Raw genomic sequence first — 25,448 nt, 5'->3', positions numbered from 1 at the left:
ATTAATCCTCCTCAAACCTTACAGCAACACTATTTGCATGAGCATCTAAACCTTCTAATTTAGCAAATTGAATAACATCTTCCTGGAATGTTGATAACACTTGTTTTGGATAATAACTATAAGATGAATATTTAACAAAATCATAAACACCTAAAGCACTATAAAATTTAGCAGTTCCACCAGTTGGTAAAACATGGTTTGTTCCTGACATGTAATCACCTAATGGTTCTGGTGTATATTCTCCTAAAAATATTGAACCAGCATTATGAATAAGTGGTAAAGTATTTAAAGGATTTTCAACTAAGATTTCTAAATGTTCTGGTGCCAGATAATTAGATACATCAAAAGCTTCTTGAAGATTTTCAACCACAATAGCACCACCATAATTTTCCAGTGATTCTTGAATAATTTCAGTTCTACTTAAATAACTCATCTGTCTTTTTAGCTCTTCATCAACGGCTTTAACTAATGACTGTGATGTTGTAACCAAAATAGCACTCGCTAATTTATCATGTTCTGCCTGACTCATCAAATCAGCAGCAATATATTTTGGATTTGCATTTTGATCTGCAATAATCAAGATTTCACTAGGTCCGGCAACCATATCAATATCAACCATTCCATAACAATTCTTTTTTGCTGTTGCAACATAAATATTTCCTGGTCCAACAATCTTATCAACTTTTGGAATCGTATTGGTTCCAATCGCTACTGCTGCAACTCCTTGTGCACCACCAACTTTATATATTTTTTCAATCCCACACACATATGCAGCCGCTAAAATCGTTGGGTTTACTTTTCCATCTTTTTTAACAGGTGTAATAATTATCAGATTTTTAACACCAGCAAGTTGAGCTGGGATGGCATTCATCATAACAGTTGAAGGATAAGTTGCTGTTCCCCCTGGAACATATAAAGCAACATTCTCTAAACCTCTGACAATTTGTCCCATCATAACCCCATTTTCTTTATAGATTGACCATGATTTATCAATTTGATTTTTATGAAATTCAGTAATTTGTTGTTTTGTACGTTCTAGAATATGAATAAAATCTTTACCAACACTAGAAACACCTTCTAATATTTCCTGTTTTGAAACAATCAATTCCTTAGGATCTTCAATCATAAAACCATCAAACTTACGACAATATTTCATTAAAGCCTTATCACCATTTTTCTTAACATCATCAATAATATCATTCACAGCATCATTAACCTGTTTAGAAATATCAGCCTTACGTGTTGAGAATTTCGTTGCTATCTCTTCATAATTTCCCTTAAAATCTAATCTTTTTAACATTTTACTCTTCCCCTTTCAATCCATCCATTAATTTAAATATTTCATCTTTTTTAAATTTCAAACTCACTTTATTGACAATCATTTTGGTTGAAATATCACTTATCTTTTCAATCACTTCTAATCCATTCGCTTTAAGTGTTGAACCTGTTTCAACAATATCAACAATCGCATCGCTCAATCCTACAACTGGTCCTAATTCTACCGAACCTTCTAATTTAATAATTTCAACATCTTCTTGTTTAGAACTAAAATAGGCTTTGGCAACGCTTGTATATTTTGAAGCAATACGTTTTCTACGTTTAAATTCTTTGGTTTTATATTCAGGATAAGCAGCAACCGCAAAATAACATTTCCCTATCTGTAAATCTAGCATATCATAATAATCATGAAAATCACTGTCATCTAAAGTATCTTTTCCAACAAATCCAACATCCACAATACCATGTTCTAAAAATGTTAAAACATCATTTGCTTTTGCAAAAATCATTGAAAGACCATCACTTGTTTCAATTAATAATTCTCGATCTTTATGAATAATTGGATCCATATCAAAACCATTCTTTTGCAGTAATTGACAAACTTGTTTTTCAATACGGCCTTTTGTAATTGCAATCTTAAGCATTGGCTTCTTCCTCCTTTTCAAGGGCTTTTAATATATGACTCAAATCATAACTAAAACCAATTGCAGGAACATTTTTATGGAAGTGATTCATTAATTGATCGTATCTTCCACCATTAATAATGGTTTCAGCTGAATATGGTGAATAGCCTTTTATCATAATACCTGTATAATATTTCATGCTTGGTGTCATAGCCAAATCAAAGCTAAAACATGCCTGGCTTTGTGAATCTAATTTTTCATATAAATCTTTTAATTCAATTAAAGCATCTTTTAGTTGTTGATCTTGAATCATATCAATCATTTGCTTTAAAACAGTAATATCCCCAAAACATCCTGGTAACTGAATCAATAATTCTTTAAGAGGGCTTTGAATATTTTTTCTTTTGATTAATGCTTGCATTGCTGAAATATCTCTTTTTTTAAGAATATCAACAAATGAATGATCATCTACCAGTTCGCATATTCTTTTATAGAATTTAGCCGAACTCATTTCAATCTTAATCTCTTTTAACTTTAAATATTGTAAAGTCTGCTGAATAATACTTAAACATTCTAAATCACCTTCAAATCCTGGTTTCCCTAATAATTCTATACCAGCCTGAAAAAATTCACTACTTCTGCCTTTATGTCTTTTTTCTTTTCGATAAACCTTTCCAAAATAAGCATATCGCTTTTCACCAGCCTCATTTTGACTACTATAAAGTCTAGCAAGCGGAACTGTAAAATCAGCACGTAAAGCGACACGTTTACCAGCATAGTTAATAAATTGAAACATTTTATCCTCTTCAATGCCAATATCCATATCATTATATAAATCAACATATTCAAAAGAAGGCATTAATACTTCTAAATAATCATGTTTATTAAAAACCTCTCTTAAATGTCCTTCAATTTCTCTCAATGAGCTCACATTACTCATAATCGCATCAATACTTTCCTCTGGTATTAAATACTTAAACTCTTCCATATCTCTTCCCCTTTCTTATAAAAAAATGACGAGTCTCAATGACTCGTCTGTTTCATCCCTAAGTCATTAGATACACCCAAATTCAACATATGCAAAATGGGTTGTATCTATGCTGAGATATAACCCTACGTGTTCCAATGATGGTGATGAAATTGTACGTTTAAAATTGTTTTTTTCATAAATACCACCTCATTTTTTACCATTTTAGCACAAATCAAACAATAAAAAAAGAACTTTTTGTAAAAAGTTCCTTCAATCTTACTCTTTTCCATCAATTCATTAAAGAAGTTTATCAAAATCACTCTCTTTTCTCAATAATTCCTCTTCTTTTGACTTAAACAAACCATTGATTTTATAGCAACTCCAATGTCTTGCGCAATCACATCACACTTTACCATCAACAAAAAGTAAATGTTTTTAAAAATCTCTTCACTTAAACTTTCATAATTAGCCTGTCCTTTTGCTATTACAAGATCAGCTTGAGAATATATCTCATTAAATTCCTGGCTCGTTCTCCCTAAAATAGTTCCTAACGAATCATCCCCATTGCTTATAATTTGAGCATAGGCATCCATTCCTACGAAATAAGCATCCTCTTCAATAGAATCATTCACAACTGCAGCCCCTCTTGTTGCAAAATATATTTTTAAGTAAGGATTCATCTGATGAATCATTTCAATCAATAAATGATCCAAACATATTTCTCCACAATTGTCTCCTAAATAAAGCATTGTCTTTGCTTCTTGAATATCTTGAGATAATTCATGAACATGATGAATCGCTAAAGTTAATTGATCAATATTCTCAAAATATTTCATCACATCTTCCTTATCATGTGTATGCATAGGATTAAAATCAATGATATTACCAACAATTGCATATTTGACAGCTTGCAAAAAAGGATCATCTGTCTGATGAATCAATTGACGAAAATCATCCAATTGACCTAAAAAAAGCTGATTATAATAATGTCTTAAATCATAATAAGGATCATCATTTTTGATATGTTCTTTTATTAATTGAAATGTCATACCTATAATTTCAGGATTCGTTAAAGAAAAATCTAAATGACTTAAATAATCAAATACTTTATGATACAACTCTTCCTTTTGTGTAACATGACACATTTTAGACACTTTAATCACTTGATTCACTAAACAAGGCAAACATTCATCATGCATTTTCATTATGTATCAACTCCTTATTCATATTTTATTATAAAATAAATAACATTTATTATATTTCCATTTTTAGGAAACTATGCTTTTTTGATATTCCAATAACAAACAATCATTAAAATATTGTAATGTATATTGATATAAATGATATTTAACAGGTAAATAAATGATGTCATCAATATATGATAAAGACTTGACCTTTAATTGATTCGTGATGACATATATCTTAGACTGACTACTCTTTAAAGTTTGGATTGTATGATAATATCGTGAATAGTCATTATCCAGGACATATTCGCCAGATAATGAATAGATGACAATCAAAGTTTGTGAATCAGCATTTTTGATAAAAGAAAGTTGGGCTTGAAACTCTGTAATAGATATGCATAATTGACCACTAAAAGCTAGATTATATTGAAGTTCTCTAGCTGCGTTGCCACTATTGAGAATTCCAAACAATGCAATTTTATCAAACTTATGAAAATCCTTAACTAAATTATTCAATGATGATTTATCAAAATAAGTGAAGAAATATTGCGTTTCTTCTTGAATATATTTTTGATAAATATCCATATCAAGTTTTTTGCCTTTTTGAATCATAGAATGTCTCTGGTTTTCACCATGATATCTCGTCGCTTCTTTAAATTCTTGAAAAGATGAAAAACCAATATGACGCACAAAACGACTGATTTGTGAAATAGAGACTTCCAACAAATCAGCCAACTCATTAATTGATATATCAAAAATAAGCGTATAATGATGTACAATATACTTTGCTATAGTATAGTCAACAATCGATATGTGTGGATTATTCATATAATCTAACAACATCATCAGAATTAAATTCATATTATTGTTTTCCTTTTAATTGATTGTATGTTTCAATAAATAAATCACTATCAAAAACATAAACATGACTTGTATGGGTATGATGAATGATGAGATGATGTTTAGATTTCTTTTCAATAGATTGGATATTTTGATATTCTATCATTGTTGGCAACATAGCCACAACTTTCCATTCATAAATCATCATCACATCATCGAACAAAGCCATTTTATATCTCGCTAATAATAAAAACAAAGCAATCAAAGATAACATCAAAGCACCAATCATTTGCATCATTTGACCTCGGAAAGCACACATAATCGCAAATCCTACAAATGCTATAAAAATAACCAAACAGACAATAAACATTCTATATTCTTTAAATTTTTTACTCATTTTTTTATCACCATACACATTCTATCATACTTTTGACAATCAAAAAACAATTATAATACAGGATATTCATTAATTTTTGATTTATTTTTATGCTTTTTTGAAAAAAATAAGAAAATTTTATTAAAATGTTTGTTTTTTATTTATTTTTGTATATAATATGTGCAAGGAGGATTCAAACTATGAAATATGTTGAAAGAGTATTGGAAGATGTGAAAACAAAAAATGCTGATCAACCAGAGTTTATTCAGGCTGTAGAAGAAGTCTTAGAAAGTTTAGAACCTGTCATTAATGCTCATCCAGAGTATGAAGATATGGCCATCTTAGAAAGATTGGTTGAACCAGAAAGAACTTTAATGTTTAAAGTTCCTTGGCAAGATGATCAAGGGAAAGTCCATGTCAATAGAGGATATCGTGTGCAATTCTCAAGTGCTATTGGACCTTATAAGGGTGGTTTAAGATTACATCCATCTGTAAATTTAGGGATTATTAAGTTCTTAGGATTTGAACAGATTTTTAAAAATTCATTAACAACTTTACCTATTGGTGGTGGTAAAGGTGGTTCAGATTTTGATCCACAAGGAAAATCAGATGCTGAAATTATGCGTTTCTGTCAATCATTTATGACTGAATTATATCGTCATATTGGACCAGATGTGGATGTACCAGCTGGGGATATTGGAACTGGTGCTAGAGAAATTGGATATATGTATGGACAGTATAAAAGAATTAGAGGCGCTTTTGAAAATGGTGTCTTAACAGGAAAACCTTTACCATATGGTGGTTCTTTAATTAGACCAGAAGCAACTGGATTTGGAGCAGTTTATTATGGTAAAGAAGTTTTAAAACATTTCAATGATACTTATGAAGGTAAAACAATTGCATGTTCAGGTTATGGAAATGTTGCTTGGGGTGTTTGTTTAAAAGCAAGAGAATATGGAGCAAAGGTTGTTTCTATTTCTGGAAGAGATGGATATATTTATGATCCTGAAGGAATTACAACTGATGAAAAAATTGATTTCTTGGTTCAAATCAGAAGTAGCAATGATGTAAAATTAAAAGATTATGCAGAAAAATTTGGCTGTGAATTCCATCCAGGTGAAAAGCCTTGGGGATTAAAAGTAGATATGGCTTTCCCATGTGCTACACAAAATGAAATTGGTTTAGCAGAAGCAAAACAACTTGTTGAAAATGGTGTGAAATATATTATTGAAGGTGCCAATATGCCTACAACACCTGAAGCTATTGCTTATTTCCTAGGAAATGGTGGAACATTAGGACCTGCTAAAGCAGCTAATGCTGGTGGGGTTGCTGTTTCAGCTTTAGAAATGGCTCAAAACTCAATGCGTTATAGTTGGACAAGTGAAGAAGTTGATGAAAAATTACATCAAATTATGATTAATATTCATGAATCTTCTGTAGCAGCTGCTCAAAAATACGGTTTAGGTTATGATTTAATTAAAGGAGCAAACATTGCTGGATTTGAAAAAGTTGTCGCAGCTATGATTTCTCAAGGAATTTATTAAAGGTTCGAATGAACCTTTTTTCCTTATATATTGATAATGTTATGGACAAATATCATAAAATCATCAATAATAAAGATGAAAGGATATTTCTCAGAAATTATAGGTAATGATAAATGAAAAAACATAGAATCATCTTCTATTCCTTATTTTTATTAATGATGAGTTTCATGATCATTGAATGCATCAGTATAGCGACTACCTTTGGAAGTTTCCCCTGGTGGACTGGCATTATCTATCCAACCTGTTATCTCAGTTTACCAATGTTTTGTTATGGTTTATTTTTATTTATGAAATATCATTATTTTCAAGAATTTATTATCATAACAATCATTGTTATTATTCAAATAATTATTTTATTCCTTTAAAAAAGCTGTTGACACTATATCAACAGCTTTTTGATTATTCTTCTGCAGGTAATTCTTTTAATTCTTCTTCACCTGTCACATATTTTAAGATTGCTTCAGCAGCTTCTTTTGGACCTTTATGTTCATTACCTTTAATTCCAAGTCTTGTACGTAATTGTCCAACTTTCACACCTTGTTTAAACATTCTCTTAAAGTAATCTTGTAAGATTGGTTCTGTTTGTTCTTTTCTTTGAACAGGACCAAATGGATTTGCAAAATAACTTTCAACAATTCCCATTTCAGTTGTTGTTCCTTTTGCCATACGTGCTCCAGCTCTAAAGACCTCTAAAGCTTCTTCAGGTGTTTCAAAGAAACTTAAAGATTCTCCACCTTCATCATAATTGTTTGCATATAAGAACATATCAATATCATGTTTTGCAACAACATCTTTATAATCTGTAATCGGAATAACAATACGTGCATTCACTTTATCTGGATTCATAAAGACTGATCTATCTAATTCTTTAAAACTATATCCAGCATCTAAGTCATCCAAACGTACAAAGGCACCAATTTCAGTTCCAGATGTTTTCACTTTTCCTTTTTCACCTAATGACAAGACACCCATATCATCATAAATTGTCTTCAAATCAGTAACATAAGCAGCTCCGATGACTTTAATCTGTTCAATTGTTTCACTCTTACCAGCGCCACTATCCCCCATAACAACAATATTCTTTGTTTCACCATTATGAAGTGTCATTTTAACCATTGCACCATGAATTGGTAATTCACGATGATTAATCTTTTGTACATTGTGTAAAGTTAAAACCATTTTCTTCATATATCCAAAATAATCAAAATTATCATTTGCTGATAATAAAGCAACAATCATATCGTTAGCTTCATCTTGATAGAATGATTGATTTTCTTTACCATCTTCATATCCATAGACATAAACTAAATCTGGTTTTCTATTTCTATATTCTGATTCATCTGCTAAATCAAACAAGTTACAAAGTGTAACCCCTTGTGCCATAAATTTAACATTGAAATAAATAAAGCATAATAAATCTCCTACTTTGGCAGGATAACAGAACCATGAGTCTGCATCAAATTTCTTATCTTCAATTGGATTTGTTTTCATTTCAGGGAAAACACCATCACGTTTATTACGTTTTGAATAAGCAATAAATGGTGGATGAATAACCACTGATTCAATGAAAGGAATTTCATCTAAATTACGATACTCATATGGTAAAAATGGTCGCATATGTGTCACAGTTAAACCAGCATTGACCCCAGCTGTAATTTGACGCATAACTTTATCTTTTTTACCAAGTGCTCCTTCAATTGTACGATAAACTTCTAAAACCAATTCTTCAAATTCATTTTGAGCATCTGCGAATTGAACATTTTGATATCCAGCTCTCTTTGTTTCATTGAAAACAACTGCATATCTTTGAAGACGTCTCCAGAATAAATAAATATCTTCAACCAAAGCAATAAACATATCTCTATCTTTAAAATAAGGTTTAACTTCTGGACGAATCACACAAATTTCATCAACAGACATAACTAACAATAATTTGAAAATTCCTCTCAAGTTATCTAATAAATCAACATCATCTTCTTGAATACTATGAAGATAAACATAAATAGTTGTATCTTTTCTTTTAATGTTTTTTATATATTTTTCTAAAACCTTTGCAAAAGATTCACTTTCAATCAATTGACAACGACTTTGACAAAACTCTTCAGAGAAATTTAAGATTGCATTTCCTCTTGTCATATTAAATTTATACGCCATAATTCCACCCTTTCTTTAGATATACTCTGTATATCTCTTTTGATTATCATACATTCTATCAAAAAAATTTGTCCTTGACTACTAAAAATACAAAATTTATGCAATGATAGCGTTTTTATTTTCAAATTTTATCTTTTTTTCATTATTCAATAGTAATTTTTCTATATAATATACAGAAATATAGACATTTTTATGATAAATATAAATGTGGTCATTTTTCTTATTTAAGTCAATACAATCATTATTGTATACAATCTTATCATGACCATAGTCAAAATGATAATCAATTTGACTCAATTGATAAGTCAAAACATGCTTATTTTGATTAATAAAGACTTTTGATTTCTCATCTAAAATAATCATCATATTATACATATCATTTAAAGAAATATAATATTGATCATTTTCTATAAAAGCTTTTAAATCAAATGTATAAACTTTATCATTTTGACGATATGTTCCTATATATGTTTCAATATTTCCACTATAAACATGTTCCTGTTTTCTTTGCGTTAACATATAAATAAAAATAGATATCACCAAAATACAAACAAGCCCTACAATCATTAATCGATCATATCTTATTTTTTTTCTCATTTTACCCTCCAAAATAAAAAGGTCTTATCAAAAGACCTTAAAAAACACACGACCAACAACCTGATCATCAAAATCAATATATCCAATCATCCTAGAATCAATACTGTTATTACGGTTATCTCCCATAACAAAGATTTTTCCTTCTGGTATATCATAAGAAAAATCTTCATTTCCAGTCATTGTTTCATTAATATATTCTTCTTCTAATAACTCTCCATTACGATAAAGCTGATTATTCTTCATTTCAAGATGATCGCCTGGCAATCCCATAACTCTTTTAATAATCTGATCTTCACCAGCACTCACATGATATTTAATCACAACAATATCATTATATTCTGGTACTCCACGTTTATAAAAGAACTTATCAACCAATATAATATTCCCATTATGATAAGTTGGCTCCATTGACGATCCAATAACTCTAGATATTTGTATAAAATACAAAACACCCAAAGTTAAAACCACCGTAATAATAATCACCTTTATATATTCAAGTAAAGATTTCTTCACTTCTTCTTTATCCATTTTCAACACCCTACGTTATTATAGCACATTATTCTCCATCTTTTAAGCGTGTTCTCAATTTTGTGACAATTTTCTTTTCTAAACGTGAAACTTGGACCTGTGATATTCCTAAGCGTTTGGCTATAGCTTCCTGATTATAATCTAATTGATAACGCATATAAATAATCATCTTTTCTTTTTCATCAAGTTTTTCCATTTCCATTTCTAAAGCAATTTTTTCAAACCACATATCATCACTTTTATCAATTAAACGATCTTCAACACTGATGGTGGAACCATCTTTTTCATAAATAGGTTCATTTAATGATGTTGGATAATATGAGGAATCAATAGCTTCAACAACATCATGGACATCAACATCCAAATATTTTGCCACTTCTTCTACTGTTGGTTCTTCATTATTTTGATTCTGTAAGACTTCTTTGGCTTTTGTCACCTTAATATTGAGTTCTTTTAAAGAACGTGAGACTTTAATGGTTCCATCATCACGGAAATATCGTTTGATTTCTCCCATAATAATCGGAACTGCATAAGTTGAAAACTGAACATTATATGAAGGATCAAAATGATTGATGGCTTTCATCAGTCCAATACATCCAATTTGAAATAAATCTTCTTTATCATAATAGCTATTCTTGAATCGATGAACGATTGACCATACCAATCCAAGATTATCTTTAACAACTTCTTCTTTTGCAAGTTCATCCCCTGAACGTACTTTTTTAAGAAGATCTAAAGTTTTAGAGCTTGCCATTATCTTTGAGTCTTTTTTTGATGATTAGTTTTGTTCCTATATTGATAACACTTTCTATTTCTAATGAATCTGCTAGTGTTTCTATGATTGTTATGCCCATCCCTGCATGTTCTAAGTCTTTTGCAGTTGTATAAAAAGGTGTTTTCACCTGATCTAAATTTTCAATACCTTTTCCATAATCTTGAATAATAAGTTGAATATTCCGATCTTCAATTGTCATTTTCATCACAACATGACATTCAGGACTATTATCATAACCATGAATAATCGCATTACTCACACCCTCAGAGACAATGGTCTTAAATTCTATAATTTCATCAATTGTTGGATTCAGTGGTGTTAAAAAAGCACCAACTGCTGTTCTGGCAAAATTCTCATTATCCAAAGTTGCACTAAAACTGATTTCCATCTGATTCATAGACTACCCTCCTTTAGATTATCTATCGATTCATAATAAGGCATAATCTGAAATAACCCAGTTAATTCAAATAAACGATATGCGACTTGATTTAAACCAGTTAAAATAAGTGTTCTATGGTCAAATTTCAATTGATTATAACGTCCTAATACCAAACCAATACCAGAACTATCTATAAAAGATGTTTTTTGAAAATCAAATACAACATCTTCTTTTGTTTCTTCTAATAAATCACTCAATTGCTGACGATATATCGGGGCCATAACACAATCAATTTCACCCTGAAAATGAACAATAATTAAATGATTAACAACTTCAATTTCCATACTGTTTTCCATTGTACTTTCCTCCTTCGTGCCTATCATATACCAATTCAAAATAAAAGTTAATCGATTCGCTAAAACTAGAATTTATTCAACAAAACTAGAAAAATTCTGCAAAAAACAGGAGATTTTTTTCTCCTGTTTTAAATAAAGGCTTTCAAATAATTATACATTTTCTCTGGCAATGTTAATGCCTCAATATCTTGATTGATTGTGACTTCAAATGAACCAATATTGACATCGCTCTTCATTAATAAAATATGCCCAATCGTTTCACCTTTTTTAATTGGTGGTAGTAAATCTGTATAGTTGATTTCATAAGTCACTTCATCTGTCGAACTCTTATCTTTGACATAAACAACATCTTCCTTACAAATCACATCAACTGTTTTAACTTTGGCATTTTCAATCTTGACTTTTTCTATTACATCATCTTTTTTAAAGAGAATGACATTTTCATAGAGCGAGAAACCATAATCTAAAAGTTGAGACACTTCTTGATTACGTACTTTTGGATCACTTTCTTTAAGGACAACTGCAATAAGCCTTAAGCCATTTCTTTTGGCTGTAGAAACAATGCAATAACCTGCTTCTTTTGTGTAACCTGTTTTTAATCCATCGGCTCCTTCATATGATTTTAATAATTTATTCGTATTAACTAACCAAAATTTCTGGGCAGAATTTTCACGAATATAGCTATCATATAATGACGTTGTCTGAAATAATCTTTCACCACCAATTTGAATTAAATAGGCAGCCATAATAGCTAAGTCAATGGCACAAGTATAATGATTATCATCATGCAATCCTGTTGCATTCATAAAATGTGTACTTACTAAATTTAATTCTTTTGCTTTCTCATTCATCATCTTTACAAAGCCATCATTTGATCCAGCAATTCTTTCTCCAACCATAACACAGGCATCATTTCCTGAAGCAATGCTGATAGCCTTAAAAAGATCTGAAACACTCATCTTTTCGCCTTCTTCAAGATAAACTTGACTACCACCCATACTAGCAGCATAAGCACTACATGTTAAAACATCATCCCATTTTAAAGTCCCTTTATTAATTGCTTCAAATAACAGAATCATTGTCATAATTTTGGTTGTTGATGCAGGAAACAGCTTATCATTTTCGTGTGATGAATTAAGGACTTGTTTTGTTGATGCTTCCATCAAAACGGAAGCAGCCGCATTGGGTGCCAATTTTAATTCTTCAGCATGGACACGAGGAATTGTTAAACAAAGAAACATAACACTTAAACATATGAATATTTTTTTTATCATGGAAACACCTCAAGTCATTATATGTGACAAATGAAAAAAAATGTAAAAAAGCAACAAATCATTGTCACATATTTACAATCAAATTTATTATGAAATAAGTTTAAAACAAATCAAAATAGTATGTAAACCATTTTTATTCACATCATCAGTAATATAATTCTCCACTGCTCGTACTCCCCCCCAAGTTCTTGTCTTTAAATCCAAGATTGCTTTAATAGATTCAAGATGATTTTGATATCTTCTATATGAAACTAACCTCATTTACATCTTCACAATACAACGCCTCATCAAATATCATTTCTAAAACAGGTGCTGCTTCCCTTACAAAGTTTACACTTGCAAATAATCCATCAATACTTTCTAGATAAAATTCTAAATGTTCTTCTTTTAACCAATCAGCAACATGACGGCACTGTTCTTTCATAATCAACTGATGCATAACATCTTAATCATGATCTTCAACATAGTTGTCATTCTTACCAAACATTACCTCTGCCCAATATTTCATAAATAATCATAGATTTCTGCTTTACTTCTTTTATTACATTTATAGACCCTACTTTATGACCATATGCTTTTACTAGCTTAATAGTTTTATCAATTGAATATCTTCATATGAAATAATTCATTCAATAAAAGAATAAATTAACTAAAAATATTGAAAAAATCTTCTCAATACACCTTGTCGTTATAACGCTTATAAAAAATGATGTTATAATAACGAAAAGAAAATAGACATATTATATATGCCCATTCTCTTTGTCAACAAAGTTATTTGGTCAAAAATATCTTAAGAGATTCGCTTAAGTCCTCTATTGACAATTATATTTTAATGAAAAATTCTTTCAATCACAAGTCGGATAGATATGATTGAATAGTTTATTCATAAAAATATGGAAATCATTGTTAATGTATCATTATATTATTTAATTAAGGAGGAAATAAGAAATGATTATTGAACAACTTAGAAACATATATTTAACAGATTCTGAAAAACAGATTGTTGAATATATACTTGATAAAAAAAACAATATAGAGAATTTAACAAGTACTGAACTTGGAAATAAAAGTTATTCTTCACAATCAACTGTTATTCGTTTGTATAAAAAACTAGGTTTAAATAACTATCGTGAATTTATGACCAAGCTTGCAATTGAGAAAAAAGAATATAGGAGAGCTGAAGATATTTTAAATGGATTGCCTTTTCAAAAATTTGCTTCTTATGAAGATACAAAAAATACAGTTATTCAATTGTATGAAAAAATACTTATTGAAACAAATTTACTTATTGATCAAAATACCATGATAAGAATAAGTAATCGCTTAATGAGTGCATCTTCAATCGATATTTATGGTATTGGTATCTCAGGAAATGTAGCTGAACAAATGGCTTTTAAATTACAATCTACAGGCTGTTGTTCAAATTGTTCTTATCAAAATGGTTTAAATTATTACTATATTCAAAATATGAATAATTATCAATCAAATGTTTCTGTACTTTTTTCTTTAACTGGGTCTAATGAAACAATGTTAAACATTGCTAAAATATTAAAGGAAAAAGGAATTTATACAATTTCTATTACTGCTAAAACTGAAACAGAGCTTATTCAATTATGTCAAGAAAACCTCTTTTTTGGAAATTTAGATTATCAAAATATTGATGTTATGTGCTCTATATTCGCTGCTGAATATCTTGTTAATTTCATATATTCACTTATAATATCTAAAAGACAATCCTAACCACACTAATTTATATATAATATAGTCTATTTAAAAATCCATTATCATAATAATTGATAATGGATTTTCTATTTATATAAGTTTATTCTGCCATATTCATTTGTTTATTTTGATATTTTTCATATGCCAACAAAAATGGAATATAAATAACGATTGCAACAGCAATCACAATAAGCTGAGAAACTGCTCCCATAATATTTCCACCAGTAGCTAAGAAACCTAATAACAATGGTGGCATTGTCCATGGAACTTCCAAAACAACCCTTGGACAAAATCCAATTGATGTTAAGAACCACCCTACTGCTAATCCCACTGCTGGTACTAACAAGAATGGAATTCCTAATATTGGATTTAAGACCATTGGAATACCAAAAACAACTGTTTCATTGATATTAAATAATCCTGGAACGATGGATAATGTTGCTATAGCACGATTATCTTCTCGCTTACTAAAAATGAAGATAGCCACAATTAAACCAATCGTACATCCTGAACCCCCAAATTCACCAAACATCTGTAAAGAAGTTAATGTAAACATATGAGGGATTTTTTGACCAGATGAGAATGCTAAAGTATTAGCAATTAACATTGGTCTAAAAATAGATTCTTTAACAGCTGAAATCATATTTTGACCATGAATACCAACCAACCAAAATAATTGAGCAATTGTATACATTAAACATATACCAATAACATTTTCACCAACAATATTAATAAGTGGCTCTTGTATTGCAGTTTTAATGATATCATTAAGATATTGTCCTGTAATTAGCTGAACAGCCCATCCTATTATACCAACACACAGCAATGTTAAAAATGTTGGAATTAAAATTTCAAAAGCACGGGCAACTCCTGGTGGAACTTGATCAGGCATTTTGATTTTTAAAGCATCCATTTTTCTAAAAAGTCCATAAATCTCAAGTGCACCAATTCCAATGATCAAGGCTGTAAATAAACCGGTTGCTCCAATATAATCAGCGCTAAATCCTGAAAATGTTCCCACGTCTGCTAGTTTTCCTCCAGCATTCTCAACAATATTTCCAATTGTTAAAGATTGACCAGCAGCATCACTTAAACCACTAACTAACTCAGTTGCTACATAAGTTGTTGGTGTAACCACCGCCCATGCCATAAATCCTAAAACTGATGGAAATGGTCCACTTTCCCCATTTGCTTCACCAATTTCTTGAGCAACTAACATAACAATCCCGATTGATATGCAAGAAATTGTACAAAATTGAATTGCAGAAAATACAGTATTGATTGGTTCTAGTGCCATAATAGGACTAAATATTCCGCCTAAACCTTGAGCATTTCCTTCGACAACATTATCGTTCACTAGAACATTTGTCCAAAGAACACCAATCGCACCTGCAATTGTTGCAGGCATAAAATTTTGGAACGCATTTTTGATAGCAGTCAAATATTTATTTTGGCCACACCAAGCTCCAACACGTCCAAGCTTATCAGCAAAAACATCCATATTCTTTCCTCCCTTTTTGAATATACTTTCATTTTAAGGGATTTAGAAATAGATACAATTGGATATCAATTGAATGGTTACTCTATTCATTATTGTCACAATATCATGAAAAAATTATGAATAATTTAATCTTTATTGTAAGCATAATCCAATGCTTGTTTTAAATCATCAATGAGAATCTCAGTTTCTTCAAGACCAATATACATTCTTAATTGCCCCATAGCCAAACCACGTTGTTTCAATTCTGCCTGATTATTTCCTTTAAAGACAGGTAAAATCAAACTTTCAAAACCACCCCAGCTATAAGCTAATGTAAAATGATGTAAAGCATCTACAAATCTTTCAATGACATCAGGAGAAGCATCTTTTAAAACAACCCCTAACAAGCTGCCATATCCTTTTAAATAACGGTTTGCTAGAGCTTGTTGCTTTTCACCATTACAAGTAGGATGAAAAATTCTTTCTATTCTTATATCTTGTTTTAAAAAATCAATGACTTCTAATACTGACTTTTCTTGTGCTTTCAAACGAACTGGTAAAGTTCTTAATCCTCGAATAGCTAGCCATGCATTCATAGGAGACATCGTTGCCCCTAATAAAATATGTGCAAAATCATCTATATATTGCATAATCTCCTGGCGGCATAAAACGATTCCTCCAACAATATCACTATGACCACCAATATATTTTGAACAAGAATGAATAACAACATCAATGCCATGTTTTAATGGATTTTGTAATAACGGTGTTGCCCATGTGTTATCTATCACTGTATAGATATTTTTTTCTTTAGCAACATTAGCTATCAATTCTAAATCCAACATTTCAAATCTTTGTGAAGAAGGACTTTCAAAGTAAATCATCTTTGTCTCAGGTTTGATATATGTAAAGATCTCTTTTGTATCTTGCACATCTATTTTGGTGCTTTCCACACCAAACTTTTGAAGTTGTTGAATGAGTTTTACACTTGAGCCATAGACCGTGTTGACAATAATAATATGATCACCTTTTTGAACTAAACTTAAAATCGTTCCAGAAATGGCTCCCATTCCTGAGGCAAAACTTCTTCCACACTCTGCCCCTTCTAATTGAGCTATTTTCTTTTCTAATATTTCAAGCGTTGGATTGTCTCCTCTTGTATAAGTATAAGCAAACTCATGAGCAGTATTCACCTGCACATAGTGTGCAAAGTTTTGAAATTGAAATGATGATGTTTGAACAATTTCCGGTGCAACTGACTGATATTTTCCTTCAAAATCATGTTCAACTGATAAACAAATATTTTCTAAATCTTTCATTCTTTAATTCCTTTCTTATCTTGATTATTATTGGTAACAGGCGTCTTATCATTTTTCATAATTTGTCTTTGATCTTTGCCTTGTGGTACACATCTCAAAACTGTCATTTGAACAACCTGATCTGTTTCATTTGCAAAAGTATGGATAGATTGATGAACACAAATGACATCTCCTTTGAAAAGTATATGTTTCTTGACTCCCTGATTATCTTCATAACATGTTAATTGTCCCTCATTAACTAAAATCACTTCTTCTATTTGAGAATGATAATGCCATTGCTGAAGCGTATGAGGCATTATCTCATTAAGGTGGATTTCATACTCAGGAAAAATATGATAGTAGACATGTGTTCCATCTCCTTTATCAACTTCAATAGCATCATTTAATCTCTGTATTTCACATTGTTTTTTCATATATCTAATGATAACTGCCTTTCTATATAACTTTCTTGTTTTGCGACTTTGATGATGTCATCATCATGAACATGACCAATTAAAAGTGGTGATAAGGGATCATGGCGCTGATAATTTTCAATCACTTGCTTTTTATTTTCATTTGCATAACAATATAAACAACCATGCATACAAGTATTATATTCACCAATATCACGACTTGGATAACAATGACATTCTTTTCTTAAAGGCTGAGATTTCAATTCCTTCATCGTACATCCAGTGACTTCTTTTAAAAGTTGTCTATTGATACACCCTTCATGGGTTATTCCATATTCACTTAAATCAAAACTTTCAGCACAAGTTTTGATATGAATTCCTTTATCAGTGGCAATTTTTGCAAAGGCAGCTGCTAATCTTTTTTGATCTTCTATTGTGACTTCTTGTATCCCTGGAAAATTTTTCTTTGTTTTGGCATATAAATCAATAAAACTGATTACACAATCATGCACATATCCTTGTAATTGGGTTGTCATTTCATCAAAGATTTCAATATGTTTTTCAATTGTATAATATTGATTGAGAAAAATGGGATCATATCGAAAACAAACACAATGACTTCCTAATTGTTTAGATATTTGACAAATATCTTTGATGACTTCTTGATAAGGTGGAACCTGTGGTTCAATTTCTTTTCCATAAGGTGTTATAGTCACAAAAAAATAAGGGTGATATGGTTTTAATTCTTGTAATTTGGATAAAATAGGACGAGGATTTTTACTACAAAATATGATACTATCAACAACTTCGGAATTTAATAAATACTTAGTGATTTGAGTGGGATAATAAGGGTTTCTGACATAGACATACCCATCTTTTAAACGATGCATAAACCACTCACTATAATAGGCTGGAATATCTGTTCTTGCACTTGCATTAATAATCATCAAACAAACCTCCTTTATGAGTCAGAAAAAGCCATACATATGTATGACTTATTTACCTGATGGGAAGAACTGAGCTAAGCTTCCAGCAATGGCTGAAATTGGCATTGTCTGTAAAACGACACGTCCTGGTCCAGTCACAACTGTATTAAAGAAACCTTCGCCACCAAACATTTTATTCTTGAGTCCTGGAACTGATTGTGTTGTCATTGTACATGTTGCATCCATCACTGCAACATATCCTGTATCAACAACAATCTGTTGCCCTGGTGCTAGGTCATATTCCACTGTTGATCCATCAATTTCAACAAAAACTGTACCTTGTCCAGATAATTTATTCATAATAAATCCTTCGCCACCAAAAATACCTGTCATTGCTTTTTTATTAAAGAAAATACTTCTTTCAACAGTTGGCTCACTTGCCAAAAAAGATGATTTTTGGATAACGATTTCTTTTCCTGGTGCAATATCATATTTTCTAATTTCACCTGGGAATGATGATGCAAAAGCAATTTTACCATCTGCTTTGGCACTGTAAGTATTTAAAAACATCGTTTCGCCAGAAAACATTCTGCCAAATGCTTTTCCAATACCTCCATTACTTGTTGTTCCCATTTCCATACAAGGATCCATCCAGGCCATTGCCCCACTATCACTTAACATGACCTCTCCTTTTTTTAAATAACACACGACAGCTGGAAGTGGTGTTCCTATAATTTCATATTCCATATTGATTTCCTCCTCATTTTAAATCATTTTCATCAATTATTTCTATTTGACATTTCTGACATCGATAGACTTTTAGACGACTCATTTTCAGTAAATGTCTTCTTACCAGTGGGATCTGATATTTTTTAAACCTATTCACAAACACATTTGCGACTTCTCCTTGTGGTGTCCAAACCAAATCTTTTTCACTTTGTATAAATCCTATTTGCATCGTTTGATGACAATATGGACAAATCATTTCATAAGACCTTTCATCATTAACTGAGCAGCAGCCTGATTAGAAGCGAGTGGAACTTGATGGACATCACAAAGTCTCATAAGCGCACTAACATCTGGCTCATGTGGTTGTGCTGTTAAAGGATCTCTAAAGAAAATGACCCAATCGATTTTGCCTTCTGCTACATAAGCACCTATTTGTTGATCACCACCATAAGGACCAGATAAAAAACGTTGAACTTTTAAATTTGTATTTTCCATAATTCTTAAACCAGTTGTACCAGTCGTATACAAATGATGATTTTTCAAAACATCTTCATATGTTTTTACAAATTCAATCATTTCAGCCTTTTTTTGATCATGAGCAATCAGCGCTATATTCATATCTTTCACCCCTATCTTCATTATACAAGAAAAAAGACTTCAATGAAATCATTAAAGTCTTTAAATATAATATTTCTGATAATAACGAATTCTTAAAATATCAAACATCATCATAATCTGATAATTAAATTGAATACCATCAAAACGTCCAGGAACCTGAATAACATAATTTGCACCTAAATCATTCTTTTTCTTATATTTAATATTTTGTGTCATTAAAACAATTTGTGCATCAGATATATTTTGATTAGCACTTTCTTTTAAATAATCATGTAAGGTTCTTCCTGTCGCACTGACAAAAATGACAACATCATCTTTTTGAAATTGGAAATCATCAATAAAATGATGATATTGAATAACTTCTTTTCCAAAAGTAATAAAATCTGTCTGAAATTCAACAGCTATACTCATTGGATATAATGCACCAATAAGAATGACACGTTTATTCTTAAAAATCAACTCACAAATCTGTTCCAGTTCTTTCACTAATTCTTCTTTTGAATAAGACGAATCCAACTGTTCTAAGAGTTGTTCTGATGAAATCCCAAGCATACGAGCACGAATTTGAGAAACACGTAACATATAATCAGCTATCAATTCATCTTGAAATTCTTCATATGTTGAAAAACCTAAGTGCTGACAAAAATCTAAAACTTCTGCTTTTGTAAAATGACCCACCTGTAACATTTTATCTAATGAGTAATCTTCCATTTCAACATAATGATGAACAACAAATAATCCAACCTTATACATATGATCATTATCTAAACAGCCATTTAAATACTTTAAGATTCTTGATAAAACAATATCCATACTCATTTCCTCCCATTCCATCATTTCTATTCTTATCATACCATAAATCAATCAAAAATTCTTTTTACAACACTCATTCCTTAGATAAAATAAATTTTTCAATCAATTCAGCCACAACTCCACTATTACAATCAGCTTGTGTTGTATAATCACAAATTTTCTTTATTTCATCTACAGCATTACCAGCAGCTACAGATAATCCTGCTGCTTCTAACATATCCTGATCATTATAATTATCCCCTACAGCTATCGTTTGAACAAGGGGAATATCTAATAATTGAGCCAAATCTCTTAACCCCTGTCCTTTATCAACACCTAATAGATTTAATTCCATATATCTTCCTGATGAATAACTCAAAGCAACTTCACCTTCAATAATATCTTTCATCATTGGTTCTAATGATTGTAAATAAGCCATATCCAATGTTTCAAAAAGAACTTTTACAATATCATCATTTTGAATATCTTCAAATGACTGATCATCAATGAGTTGATAATCAATTCCCTGATTCATCATTCTTTGTTTTTCATTTTCATTTAAATGATAAACATAAATATTCTGTAATGTATAAATAGCAATACATACATCTTTATTTTTACCAAATTCAAAAATCTCTTTTGTTTTATCAAAAGTTAAACCTTTAAACTGTAAAATACGATTATTTTTATTTTCAGTTAAAACAGCACCATTAGCTGATAAAACATATTCATTTTCTAAGTCATATAAACCTAACTCTTTTAAAGTAGATTGTACAGAATGATATAATCTACCTGTTGCAGGTACAAACTTTACTCCTTGCTGTTTAGCTTTTTGAATCAATTCAACATTTCTTTGACAAACATGATGATCACTATTTAACAGTGTTTCATCTAAATCACATGCAATTAAACGATACTTCATAATCTTCCTCCCTTATTTATATTTATTATAACTTTCTTTTTAACATCATATGGATATTTTTCTCATTAAGATATTTTTTTCTATATCAGAAAGTGAAAAAGATTGTTATAATGAAAAAGTAAGGATGTGTCATTATGAATATATATACAAAAATGAATCAAATTACAGATTTTACAGAAACTGAACAAACTTTTGTGAATTTCATCATCAATTATCCTCAAGAAGTTATGGACTGTAATGTTAAACAACTTGCTAAAAAAAGTTTTGTCTCTGTTTCAACCATATATCGTGTGATTGAAAAACTTGAATTATCAGGATTAGCTCAACTCAAAATGTTTATTTCCAGTCAACATGAAGCTTTTTTAAAGGAAAAAAGAGAAACAGATTATAATTATCCTTTTCAAAAAGATGCAACACATCATCAAATCATGAGTCAGATGTTATCACTTTATGAACAAACACTTACATCGACTTTTAATTTAATTGATTTAGATGTATTTTTAAAAGTTGTTCAGCTGCTTTATCAGGCACAACATATTTTACTTTTTCCCACTGTTGGTAACATCTTTATGGCTGAAAGTTTTCAGCAAAATATGATGGAAATTGGTCAACGTGTTGAATTATACAATCAGTCATACTATCAGCATTGGGCTGCTACATCATGTCAACAAGGAGATGTCGCATTGATTATTTCTTATGCCAATCGTTCTCCTTGGCTAATGGATGTCATGTATGATTTAAAATCCACTCCTGCAAAAGTTATTCTCATTTCTTCAACTCATGAAAATCAACTCTCTCAATATGCTGATTATCATTTATATTTTTGTTCTTATGAAGATTCAGAGGAGAAAATTGCTTCATTTTCTTCAAGAGCTTCTTTGCAATATTTATTAGATTGTATATATGCGTGTTATTTTAATCGTGATTATGATAAATTCCTATCTTACCGATTAAAAAACTATATTGATTAAAAGGTCATTGGATTATCCAATGGCCTTTAACGCAGCAGCTAAAACTTTTTCACCATTCATCATTCCATAATCACGCATATCAATCACACAGATTGGTGTCTGATGATCGGCTTTCTTTTGTAAATAGCTTAACTGATGTCGGACTTGAGGTCCAAGCATCACAATATCCCATTCTGACAACATATTTTCAGCCTGCATAATAGGAACTGCATTAATTTCAACTTCCAATTTTTCTTTCTCAGCTGCTTTTTGCATACGTGAAACAAGCATACTGGTTGACATTCCAGCGTTACATACAAGTAATATTTTCATATAAACCTTCCTTTCATGACTATCTTAACATGTATTTATGAGTAAGAAAGGGCGTTTAAAGAATTTGAAAAAGCTTTTTCAAAATATGAATAGAAAATAAAAAACGATTGAAAAATTATTTTCAATCGCTAATAAGTTGCATTTCTTTCATGACTTTATAAATTCCATCCTGATCAGGATCAGTAAAATAATATTGACCTAAATCTTTTAAATGTTGTGGTGCATTTTCATAAACCACACCAATATTGACTTCTTCTAACATTTGATAATCATTCATACTATCACCAAATCCAATCGTATCTTTCATTTGTCCATGGAAATGATTGACAACTTTAATAATGCCATCTGCTTTTGTACAATGTTTTAAAATAATTTCACCATTGATAAAATCATCTTCTGCTTTTGAAAATATGACAATATTGAAGAATTCTTCTAAAAAAGGAACACAGCGTTGAAAGTCTTGTTTTGCAGGTGCAATAAAACATACTTTTGTAATTCCTGTTTTTAAAATATTAAAGTCTTTAATTGGTTTTCTGTTTTCATTAGCACGTCTGATTTCAAAAAATCTAGCTAACTCTAAATTGTTTTTAAAATCTAATTGTTGTCTTTGCATAAAAAATTCATTAACACCTGGTGTTTGATATAATGCATCCTTTGATTCTAAAGTAAAAAGAATATGATTATTAATAAATAATGTCATGACTTCTGATAAAACATATTGATTCATAAAATTTTCGAAAATAAATTCATTATTCACAATTACAAAACCACCAGCACTACAAACAATACCATCAAAAGGAATTTCTTTTAAATCATCTGAAATAGATGTTGGTGCTCTTCCAGTGCATAAAAAAGCTTTATGACCATTTCTTTGCGCTTGTTCAATGGCCCATTTTGTTTTTTCAGTGATTTGTTTTGATTTTCCCATTAATGTCCCATCAATATCATAAAATAAAAACTTCCCCATATAATTCACCACCTTGAATTATTATACAAAATCTTATCAATAATGAAAAGAAAAACGACAGAAAATGAAAATAAAAGTCACTGTCTTAAAGACAATGACTCCTATGATAAGATTTCATCAATTAATTCTGGTTTTGCGACAAATTCATCAGTCAAATGATAAGCATTTAATATCTCATCTTTTAAAGCAGAAGATAATCCTGTGTTGGTATGAACATAAACCAATACTTCATCTTTTTTAACATAATCACCAATTTTCTTATTAAGAATGAGACCTACACTATGATCAATTTCATCTTCTGTTGTTTGGCGTCCTCCACCTAGTTTCATGCTGACAAGTCCTAAAGCCATAGCTTCTAATTCTTTGACATAGCCTTCTTTAATACTACGAACAGCAATCACTTCTTTGGCTTTTTCGAACATTTCAGGATGACGAATATATTCATCATCACCACCTTGAGCTTTCACCATGGCACATAATGCTCGTAAAGCTGATTTACTATGAATTGTATCTTCTAACATTTTTCTAGCCGTGATTAAAGAATCAGTTTTTTTCGCTTGAATCAGCATATGACTACCAGCTTGTAAACAGAGTTCTAGTAAATCATGTGGCCCATGCCCATTTAAGGTATCAATGGCTTCTCTTACCTCTAAACTATTACCAATCGCATTTCCTAAAGGTTGAGACATATTAGATATCGTTGCACGTGTATCTTTACCTAATGAATCGCCAATTTCAATCATGGTACGGGCTAAAATTTTTGCATCTTCAATCGTTTTCATAAAGGCCCCATCACCATATTTGACATCTAATAATATTGCATCACTGCCAGCTGCTAGCTTCTTAGACATAATGGAAGATGCTATTAAAGGAATACAAGAAACCGTTGCTGTAACATCACGTAATGCATACATTTTTTTATCTGCTGGATCTAAATGAGCACTTTGCCCAATAATCGCCAAATGACAGTCATTCACTTGTTTGACAAAATCATCTTCATCTATCATGATATGCAGCCCAGGAATGGACTCTAATTTATCTAAAGTTCCTCCCGTATGCCCTAATCCTCGCCCACTCATTTTGGCAACTGGAACACCACAAGCTGCGACAATTGGTCCTAACACTAATGATGTTTTATCGCCAACACCACCAGTACTATGTTTATCTACTTTAATACCTTGAATGGCACTCAAATCAATGACATCACCACTATGCATCATTTCTTTTGTAAGAGTTGCTGTTTCTTTCTTACTTAATCCCTGAAAACAGATAGCCATCATCCATGCACTCATTTGATAATCGGGAATGTCTTCTTTCACATAGCCATCAATGATAAAATGAATTTCTTCATCAGTTAATTCTATGCCATCTCTTGTTTTTTGAATCAAATCAACCATTCGCATTTTTATCACTCCTCGTA

General features: G+C 30.7%; 29 protein-coding genes. 3 read left to right on the top strand and 26 right to left on the bottom strand.

The window, feature by feature from the left end; translation table 11 throughout:
- Position 1: 1 nt before the first annotated feature.
- From hisD to BN1865_RS16355, 6 genes are all read right to left on the bottom strand, one after another.
- Positions 2-1,300: a histidinol dehydrogenase gene (hisD, locus tag BN1865_RS16380; RefSeq protein WP_050638325.1), complete on the bottom strand. Its 1,299-nt coding sequence runs from the start codon at positions 1,298-1,300 to the stop codon at positions 2-4.
- A 1-nt stretch (position 1,301) separates the two neighbouring features.
- Entirely contained in the window at positions 1,302-1,922 is a 621-nt protein-coding gene (gene hisG / locus BN1865_RS16375; RefSeq protein ID WP_050638324.1) for an ATP phosphoribosyltransferase, read from the bottom strand.
- Positions 1,915-2,889: an ATP phosphoribosyltransferase regulatory subunit gene (locus BN1865_RS16370; protein ID WP_050638323.1), complete on the bottom strand. Its 975-nt coding sequence runs from the start codon at positions 2,887-2,889 to the stop codon at positions 1,915-1,917. The genes hisG and BN1865_RS16370 overlap by 8 nt, the downstream gene beginning before the upstream one ends.
- 311 nt (positions 2,890-3,200) lie before the next feature.
- Positions 3,201-4,076, bottom strand: coding sequence for a damage-control phosphatase ARMT1 family protein (locus BN1865_RS16365; RefSeq protein ID WP_050638322.1), 876 nt, complete (start codon positions 4,074-4,076; stop codon positions 3,201-3,203).
- A 63-nt stretch (positions 4,077-4,139) separates the two neighbouring features.
- The gene (locus BN1865_RS16360) at positions 4,140-4,916 is read right to left on the bottom strand and encodes a MurR/RpiR family transcriptional regulator (RefSeq protein ID WP_050638321.1); all 777 of its coding nucleotides are present in this window, start codon (positions 4,914-4,916) and stop codon (positions 4,140-4,142) included.
- A gap of 1 nt (position 4,917) precedes the next feature.
- The gene (locus tag BN1865_RS16355) at positions 4,918-5,292 is read right to left on the bottom strand and encodes a hypothetical protein (protein WP_050638320.1); all 375 of its coding nucleotides are present in this window, start codon (positions 5,290-5,292) and stop codon (positions 4,918-4,920) included.
- Between the two features lie 179 nt (positions 5,293-5,471).
- Between BN1865_RS16355 and gdhA the strand changes: the two genes are divergently transcribed.
- Positions 5,472-6,815 (top strand): NADP-specific glutamate dehydrogenase, encoded by a 1,344-nt coding sequence (gdhA, locus tag BN1865_RS16350; RefSeq protein WP_050638319.1) that lies wholly within the window; start codon positions 5,472-5,474, stop codon positions 6,813-6,815.
- A 399-nt stretch (positions 6,816-7,214) separates the two neighbouring features.
- Here the strand turns inward: gdhA and BN1865_RS16345 are convergent, their stop codons facing one another.
- The 8 genes from BN1865_RS16345 to BN1865_RS16310 all read right to left on the bottom strand — a co-directional run bounded on the left by BN1865_RS16345 (position 7,215) and on the right by BN1865_RS16310 (position 13,302).
- Complete coding sequence (locus BN1865_RS16345) at positions 7,215-8,969, bottom strand: hypothetical protein (RefSeq protein ID WP_050638318.1); 1,755 nt, start codon at positions 8,967-8,969, stop codon at positions 7,215-7,217.
- A 96-nt stretch (positions 8,970-9,065) separates the two neighbouring features.
- The gene (locus BN1865_RS16340; protein WP_050638317.1) at positions 9,066-9,566 is read right to left on the bottom strand and encodes a hypothetical protein; all 501 of its coding nucleotides are present in this window, start codon (positions 9,564-9,566) and stop codon (positions 9,066-9,068) included.
- 27 nt (positions 9,567-9,593) lie between these two features.
- Positions 9,594-10,094, bottom strand: coding sequence for a signal peptidase I (lepB, locus tag BN1865_RS16335; RefSeq protein WP_050638316.1), 501 nt, complete (start codon positions 10,092-10,094; stop codon positions 9,594-9,596).
- 28 nt (positions 10,095-10,122) lie between these two features.
- Complete coding sequence (locus tag BN1865_RS16330; protein ID WP_050638315.1) at positions 10,123-10,848, bottom strand: SigB/SigF/SigG family RNA polymerase sigma factor; 726 nt, start codon at positions 10,846-10,848, stop codon at positions 10,123-10,125.
- Positions 10,835-11,266 (bottom strand): anti-sigma F factor, encoded by a 432-nt coding sequence (spoIIAB, locus tag BN1865_RS16325; RefSeq protein WP_050638314.1) that lies wholly within the window; start codon positions 11,264-11,266, stop codon positions 10,835-10,837. Before spoIIAB ends, BN1865_RS16330 begins: the two co-directional genes overlap by 14 nt.
- Positions 11,263-11,604: an STAS domain-containing protein gene (locus BN1865_RS16320; protein ID WP_050638313.1), complete on the bottom strand. Its 342-nt coding sequence runs from the start codon at positions 11,602-11,604 to the stop codon at positions 11,263-11,265. The genes spoIIAB and BN1865_RS16320 overlap by 4 nt, the downstream gene beginning before the upstream one ends.
- A gap of 128 nt (positions 11,605-11,732) precedes the next feature.
- Positions 11,733-12,878, bottom strand: coding sequence for a D-alanyl-D-alanine carboxypeptidase family protein (locus BN1865_RS16315; protein WP_050638312.1), 1,146 nt, complete (start codon positions 12,876-12,878; stop codon positions 11,733-11,735).
- 241 nt (positions 12,879-13,119) lie between these two features.
- Complete coding sequence (locus BN1865_RS16310) at positions 13,120-13,302, bottom strand: hypothetical protein (protein WP_198527296.1); 183 nt, start codon at positions 13,300-13,302, stop codon at positions 13,120-13,122.
- Between the two features lie 524 nt (positions 13,303-13,826).
- On the opposite strand from BN1865_RS16310, the gene BN1865_RS16305 reads away from it, so the two are divergent.
- Positions 13,827-14,618, top strand: a complete 792-nt coding sequence (locus BN1865_RS16305; RefSeq protein ID WP_050638310.1) for a MurR/RpiR family transcriptional regulator — start codon at positions 13,827-13,829, stop codon at positions 14,616-14,618.
- An 82-nt stretch (positions 14,619-14,700) separates the two neighbouring features.
- Here BN1865_RS16305 and BN1865_RS16300 read toward each other — a convergent pair whose 3' ends face one another.
- The 9 genes from BN1865_RS16300 to BN1865_RS16260 all read right to left on the bottom strand — a co-directional run bounded on the left by BN1865_RS16300 (position 14,701) and on the right by BN1865_RS16260 (position 21,778).
- On the bottom strand, positions 14,701-16,101 hold the full coding sequence (locus tag BN1865_RS16300; RefSeq protein ID WP_050638309.1) for a PTS sugar transporter subunit IIC: 1,401 nt from the start codon (positions 16,099-16,101) through the stop codon (positions 14,701-14,703).
- Positions 16,102-16,226: 125 nt separating this feature from the next.
- A complete protein-coding gene (locus BN1865_RS16295; RefSeq protein ID WP_050638308.1) occupies positions 16,227-17,399 on the bottom strand; it encodes a trans-sulfuration enzyme family protein in 1,173 nt (390 codons plus the stop codon).
- A complete protein-coding gene (locus tag BN1865_RS16290; RefSeq protein WP_050638307.1) occupies positions 17,396-17,812 on the bottom strand; it encodes a cupin domain-containing protein in 417 nt (138 codons plus the stop codon). The genes BN1865_RS16295 and BN1865_RS16290 overlap by 4 nt, the downstream gene beginning before the upstream one ends.
- A complete protein-coding gene (locus tag BN1865_RS16285) occupies positions 17,809-18,738 on the bottom strand; it encodes a DUF1848 domain-containing protein (RefSeq protein ID WP_050638306.1) in 930 nt (309 codons plus the stop codon). The genes BN1865_RS16290 and BN1865_RS16285 overlap by 4 nt, the downstream gene beginning before the upstream one ends.
- Positions 18,739-18,786: 48 nt before the next feature.
- Positions 18,787-19,464, bottom strand: coding sequence for a TIGR00266 family protein (locus BN1865_RS16280; protein ID WP_050638305.1), 678 nt, complete (start codon positions 19,462-19,464; stop codon positions 18,787-18,789).
- Positions 19,465-19,477: 13 nt separating this feature from the next.
- The gene (locus tag BN1865_RS16275; protein WP_050638304.1) at positions 19,478-19,702 is read right to left on the bottom strand and encodes a PF20097 family protein; all 225 of its coding nucleotides are present in this window, start codon (positions 19,700-19,702) and stop codon (positions 19,478-19,480) included.
- Positions 19,699-20,064: a methylglyoxal synthase gene (locus tag BN1865_RS16270; protein ID WP_050638303.1), complete on the bottom strand. Its 366-nt coding sequence runs from the start codon at positions 20,062-20,064 to the stop codon at positions 19,699-19,701. The genes BN1865_RS16275 and BN1865_RS16270 overlap by 4 nt, the downstream gene beginning before the upstream one ends.
- 60 nt (positions 20,065-20,124) lie before the next feature.
- Positions 20,125-20,916, bottom strand: a complete 792-nt coding sequence (locus BN1865_RS16265; RefSeq protein ID WP_232780424.1) for a MurR/RpiR family transcriptional regulator — start codon at positions 20,914-20,916, stop codon at positions 20,125-20,127.
- A gap of 34 nt (positions 20,917-20,950) precedes the next feature.
- Positions 20,951-21,778, bottom strand: a complete 828-nt coding sequence (locus BN1865_RS16260; RefSeq protein ID WP_050638301.1) for a Cof-type HAD-IIB family hydrolase — start codon at positions 21,776-21,778, stop codon at positions 20,951-20,953.
- A 134-nt stretch (positions 21,779-21,912) separates the two neighbouring features.
- On the opposite strand from BN1865_RS16260, the gene BN1865_RS16255 reads away from it, so the two are divergent.
- A complete protein-coding gene (locus BN1865_RS16255) occupies positions 21,913-22,749 on the top strand; it encodes a MurR/RpiR family transcriptional regulator (RefSeq protein WP_050638300.1) in 837 nt (278 codons plus the stop codon).
- A gap of 12 nt (positions 22,750-22,761) precedes the next feature.
- Here BN1865_RS16255 and BN1865_RS16250 read toward each other — a convergent pair whose 3' ends face one another.
- From BN1865_RS16250 to BN1865_RS16240, 3 genes are all read right to left on the bottom strand, one after another.
- Complete coding sequence (locus tag BN1865_RS16250; protein WP_050638299.1) at positions 22,762-23,061, bottom strand: PTS sugar transporter subunit IIB; 300 nt, start codon at positions 23,059-23,061, stop codon at positions 22,762-22,764.
- A 121-nt stretch (positions 23,062-23,182) separates the two neighbouring features.
- Positions 23,183-24,028, bottom strand: a complete 846-nt coding sequence (locus BN1865_RS16245) for a Cof-type HAD-IIB family hydrolase (protein WP_050638298.1) — start codon at positions 24,026-24,028, stop codon at positions 23,183-23,185.
- A 101-nt stretch (positions 24,029-24,129) separates the two neighbouring features.
- The gene (locus tag BN1865_RS16240) at positions 24,130-25,431 is read right to left on the bottom strand and encodes a pyrimidine-nucleoside phosphorylase (RefSeq protein ID WP_050638297.1); all 1,302 of its coding nucleotides are present in this window, start codon (positions 25,429-25,431) and stop codon (positions 24,130-24,132) included.
- Between the last annotated feature and the right edge of the window lie 17 nt (positions 25,432-25,448).

Origin of the sequence: Candidatus Stoquefichus sp. SB1 (genome assembly GCF_001244545.1) — a bacterium.
In the GTDB taxonomy this organism is placed as follows: Bacteria; Bacillota_I; Bacilli_A; order Erysipelotrichales; family Coprobacillaceae; genus Stoquefichus.
This window is presented reverse-complemented; position numbering and strand designations above follow the sequence as displayed.

Excerpts from the sequence above, each read along its gene's own strand:
- BN1865_RS16340 (WP_050638317.1), bottom strand. The coding sequence starts at position 9,566 with ATGAGAAAAAAAATAAGATATGATCGATTAATGATTGTAGGGCTTGTT.
- BN1865_RS16270 (WP_050638303.1), bottom strand. The coding sequence starts at position 20,064 with ATGAATATAGCGCTGATTGCTCATGATCAAAAAAAGGCTGAAATGATT.
- lepB (WP_050638316.1), bottom strand. The coding sequence starts at position 10,094 with ATGGATAAAGAAGAAGTGAAGAAATCTTTACTTGAATATATAAAGGTG.
- BN1865_RS16330 (WP_050638315.1), bottom strand. The coding sequence starts at position 10,848 with ATGGCAAGCTCTAAAACTTTAGATCTTCTTAAAAAAGTACGTTCAGGG.
- BN1865_RS16365 (WP_050638322.1), bottom strand. The coding sequence starts at position 4,076 with ATGAAAATGCATGATGAATGTTTGCCTTGTTTAGTGAATCAAGTGATT.
- BN1865_RS16290 (WP_050638307.1), bottom strand. The coding sequence starts at position 17,812 with ATGAAAAAACAATGTGAAATACAGAGATTAAATGATGCTATTGAAGTT.
- BN1865_RS16285 (WP_050638306.1), bottom strand. The coding sequence starts at position 18,738 with ATGATTATTAATGCAAGTGCAAGAACAGATATTCCAGCCTATTATAGT.
- BN1865_RS16265 (WP_232780424.1), bottom strand. The coding sequence starts at position 20,916 with ATGATAAGAATAGAAATGATGGAATGGGAGGAAATGAGTATGGATATT.
- BN1865_RS16370 (WP_050638323.1), bottom strand. The coding sequence starts at position 2,889 with ATGGAAGAGTTTAAGTATTTAATACCAGAGGAAAGTATTGATGCGATT.
- BN1865_RS16300 (WP_050638309.1), bottom strand. The coding sequence starts at position 16,101 with ATGGATGTTTTTGCTGATAAGCTTGGACGTGTTGGAGCTTGGTGTGGC.
- BN1865_RS16315 (WP_050638312.1), bottom strand. The coding sequence starts at position 12,878 with ATGATAAAAAAAATATTCATATGTTTAAGTGTTATGTTTCTTTGTTTA.
- BN1865_RS16280 (WP_050638305.1), bottom strand. The coding sequence starts at position 19,464 with ATGGAATATGAAATTATAGGAACACCACTTCCAGCTGTCGTGTGTTAT.
- BN1865_RS16295 (WP_050638308.1), bottom strand. The coding sequence starts at position 17,399 with ATGAAAGATTTAGAAAATATTTGTTTATCAGTTGAACATGATTTTGAA.
- BN1865_RS16320 (WP_050638313.1), bottom strand. The coding sequence starts at position 11,604 with ATGGAAAACAGTATGGAAATTGAAGTTGTTAATCATTTAATTATTGTT.
- BN1865_RS16305 (WP_050638310.1), top strand. The coding sequence starts at position 13,827 with ATGATTATTGAACAACTTAGAAACATATATTTAACAGATTCTGAAAAA.
- spoIIAB (WP_050638314.1), bottom strand. The coding sequence starts at position 11,266 with ATGAATCAGATGGAAATCAGTTTTAGTGCAACTTTGGATAATGAGAAT.
- hisD (WP_050638325.1), bottom strand. The coding sequence starts at position 1,300 with ATGTTAAAAAGATTAGATTTTAAGGGAAATTATGAAGAGATAGCAACG.
- BN1865_RS16260 (WP_050638301.1), bottom strand. The coding sequence starts at position 21,778 with ATGAAGTATCGTTTAATTGCATGTGATTTAGATGAAACACTGTTAAAT.
- BN1865_RS16245 (WP_050638298.1), bottom strand. The coding sequence starts at position 24,028 with ATGGGGAAGTTTTTATTTTATGATATTGATGGGACATTAATGGGAAAA.
- gdhA (WP_050638319.1), top strand. The coding sequence starts at position 5,472 with ATGAAATATGTTGAAAGAGTATTGGAAGATGTGAAAACAAAAAATGCT.
- hisG (WP_050638324.1), bottom strand. The coding sequence starts at position 1,922 with ATGCTTAAGATTGCAATTACAAAAGGCCGTATTGAAAAACAAGTTTGT.
- BN1865_RS16240 (WP_050638297.1), bottom strand. The coding sequence starts at position 25,431 with ATGCGAATGGTTGATTTGATTCAAAAAACAAGAGATGGCATAGAATTA.
- BN1865_RS16355 (WP_050638320.1), bottom strand. The coding sequence starts at position 5,292 with ATGAGTAAAAAATTTAAAGAATATAGAATGTTTATTGTCTGTTTGGTT.
- BN1865_RS16255 (WP_050638300.1), top strand. The coding sequence starts at position 21,913 with ATGAATATATATACAAAAATGAATCAAATTACAGATTTTACAGAAACT.
- BN1865_RS16310 (WP_198527296.1), bottom strand. The coding sequence starts at position 13,302 with ATGAAAGAACAGTGCCGTCATGTTGCTGATTGGTTAAAAGAAGAACAT.
- BN1865_RS16360 (WP_050638321.1), bottom strand. The coding sequence starts at position 4,916 with ATGAATTTAATTCTGATGATGTTGTTAGATTATATGAATAATCCACAC.
- BN1865_RS16250 (WP_050638299.1), bottom strand. The coding sequence starts at position 23,061 with ATGAAAATATTACTTGTATGTAACGCTGGAATGTCAACCAGTATGCTT.
- BN1865_RS16345 (WP_050638318.1), bottom strand. The coding sequence starts at position 8,969 with ATGGCGTATAAATTTAATATGACAAGAGGAAATGCAATCTTAAATTTC.
- BN1865_RS16275 (WP_050638304.1), bottom strand. The coding sequence starts at position 19,702 with ATGATTTGTCCATATTGTCATCAAACGATGCAAATAGGATTTATACAA.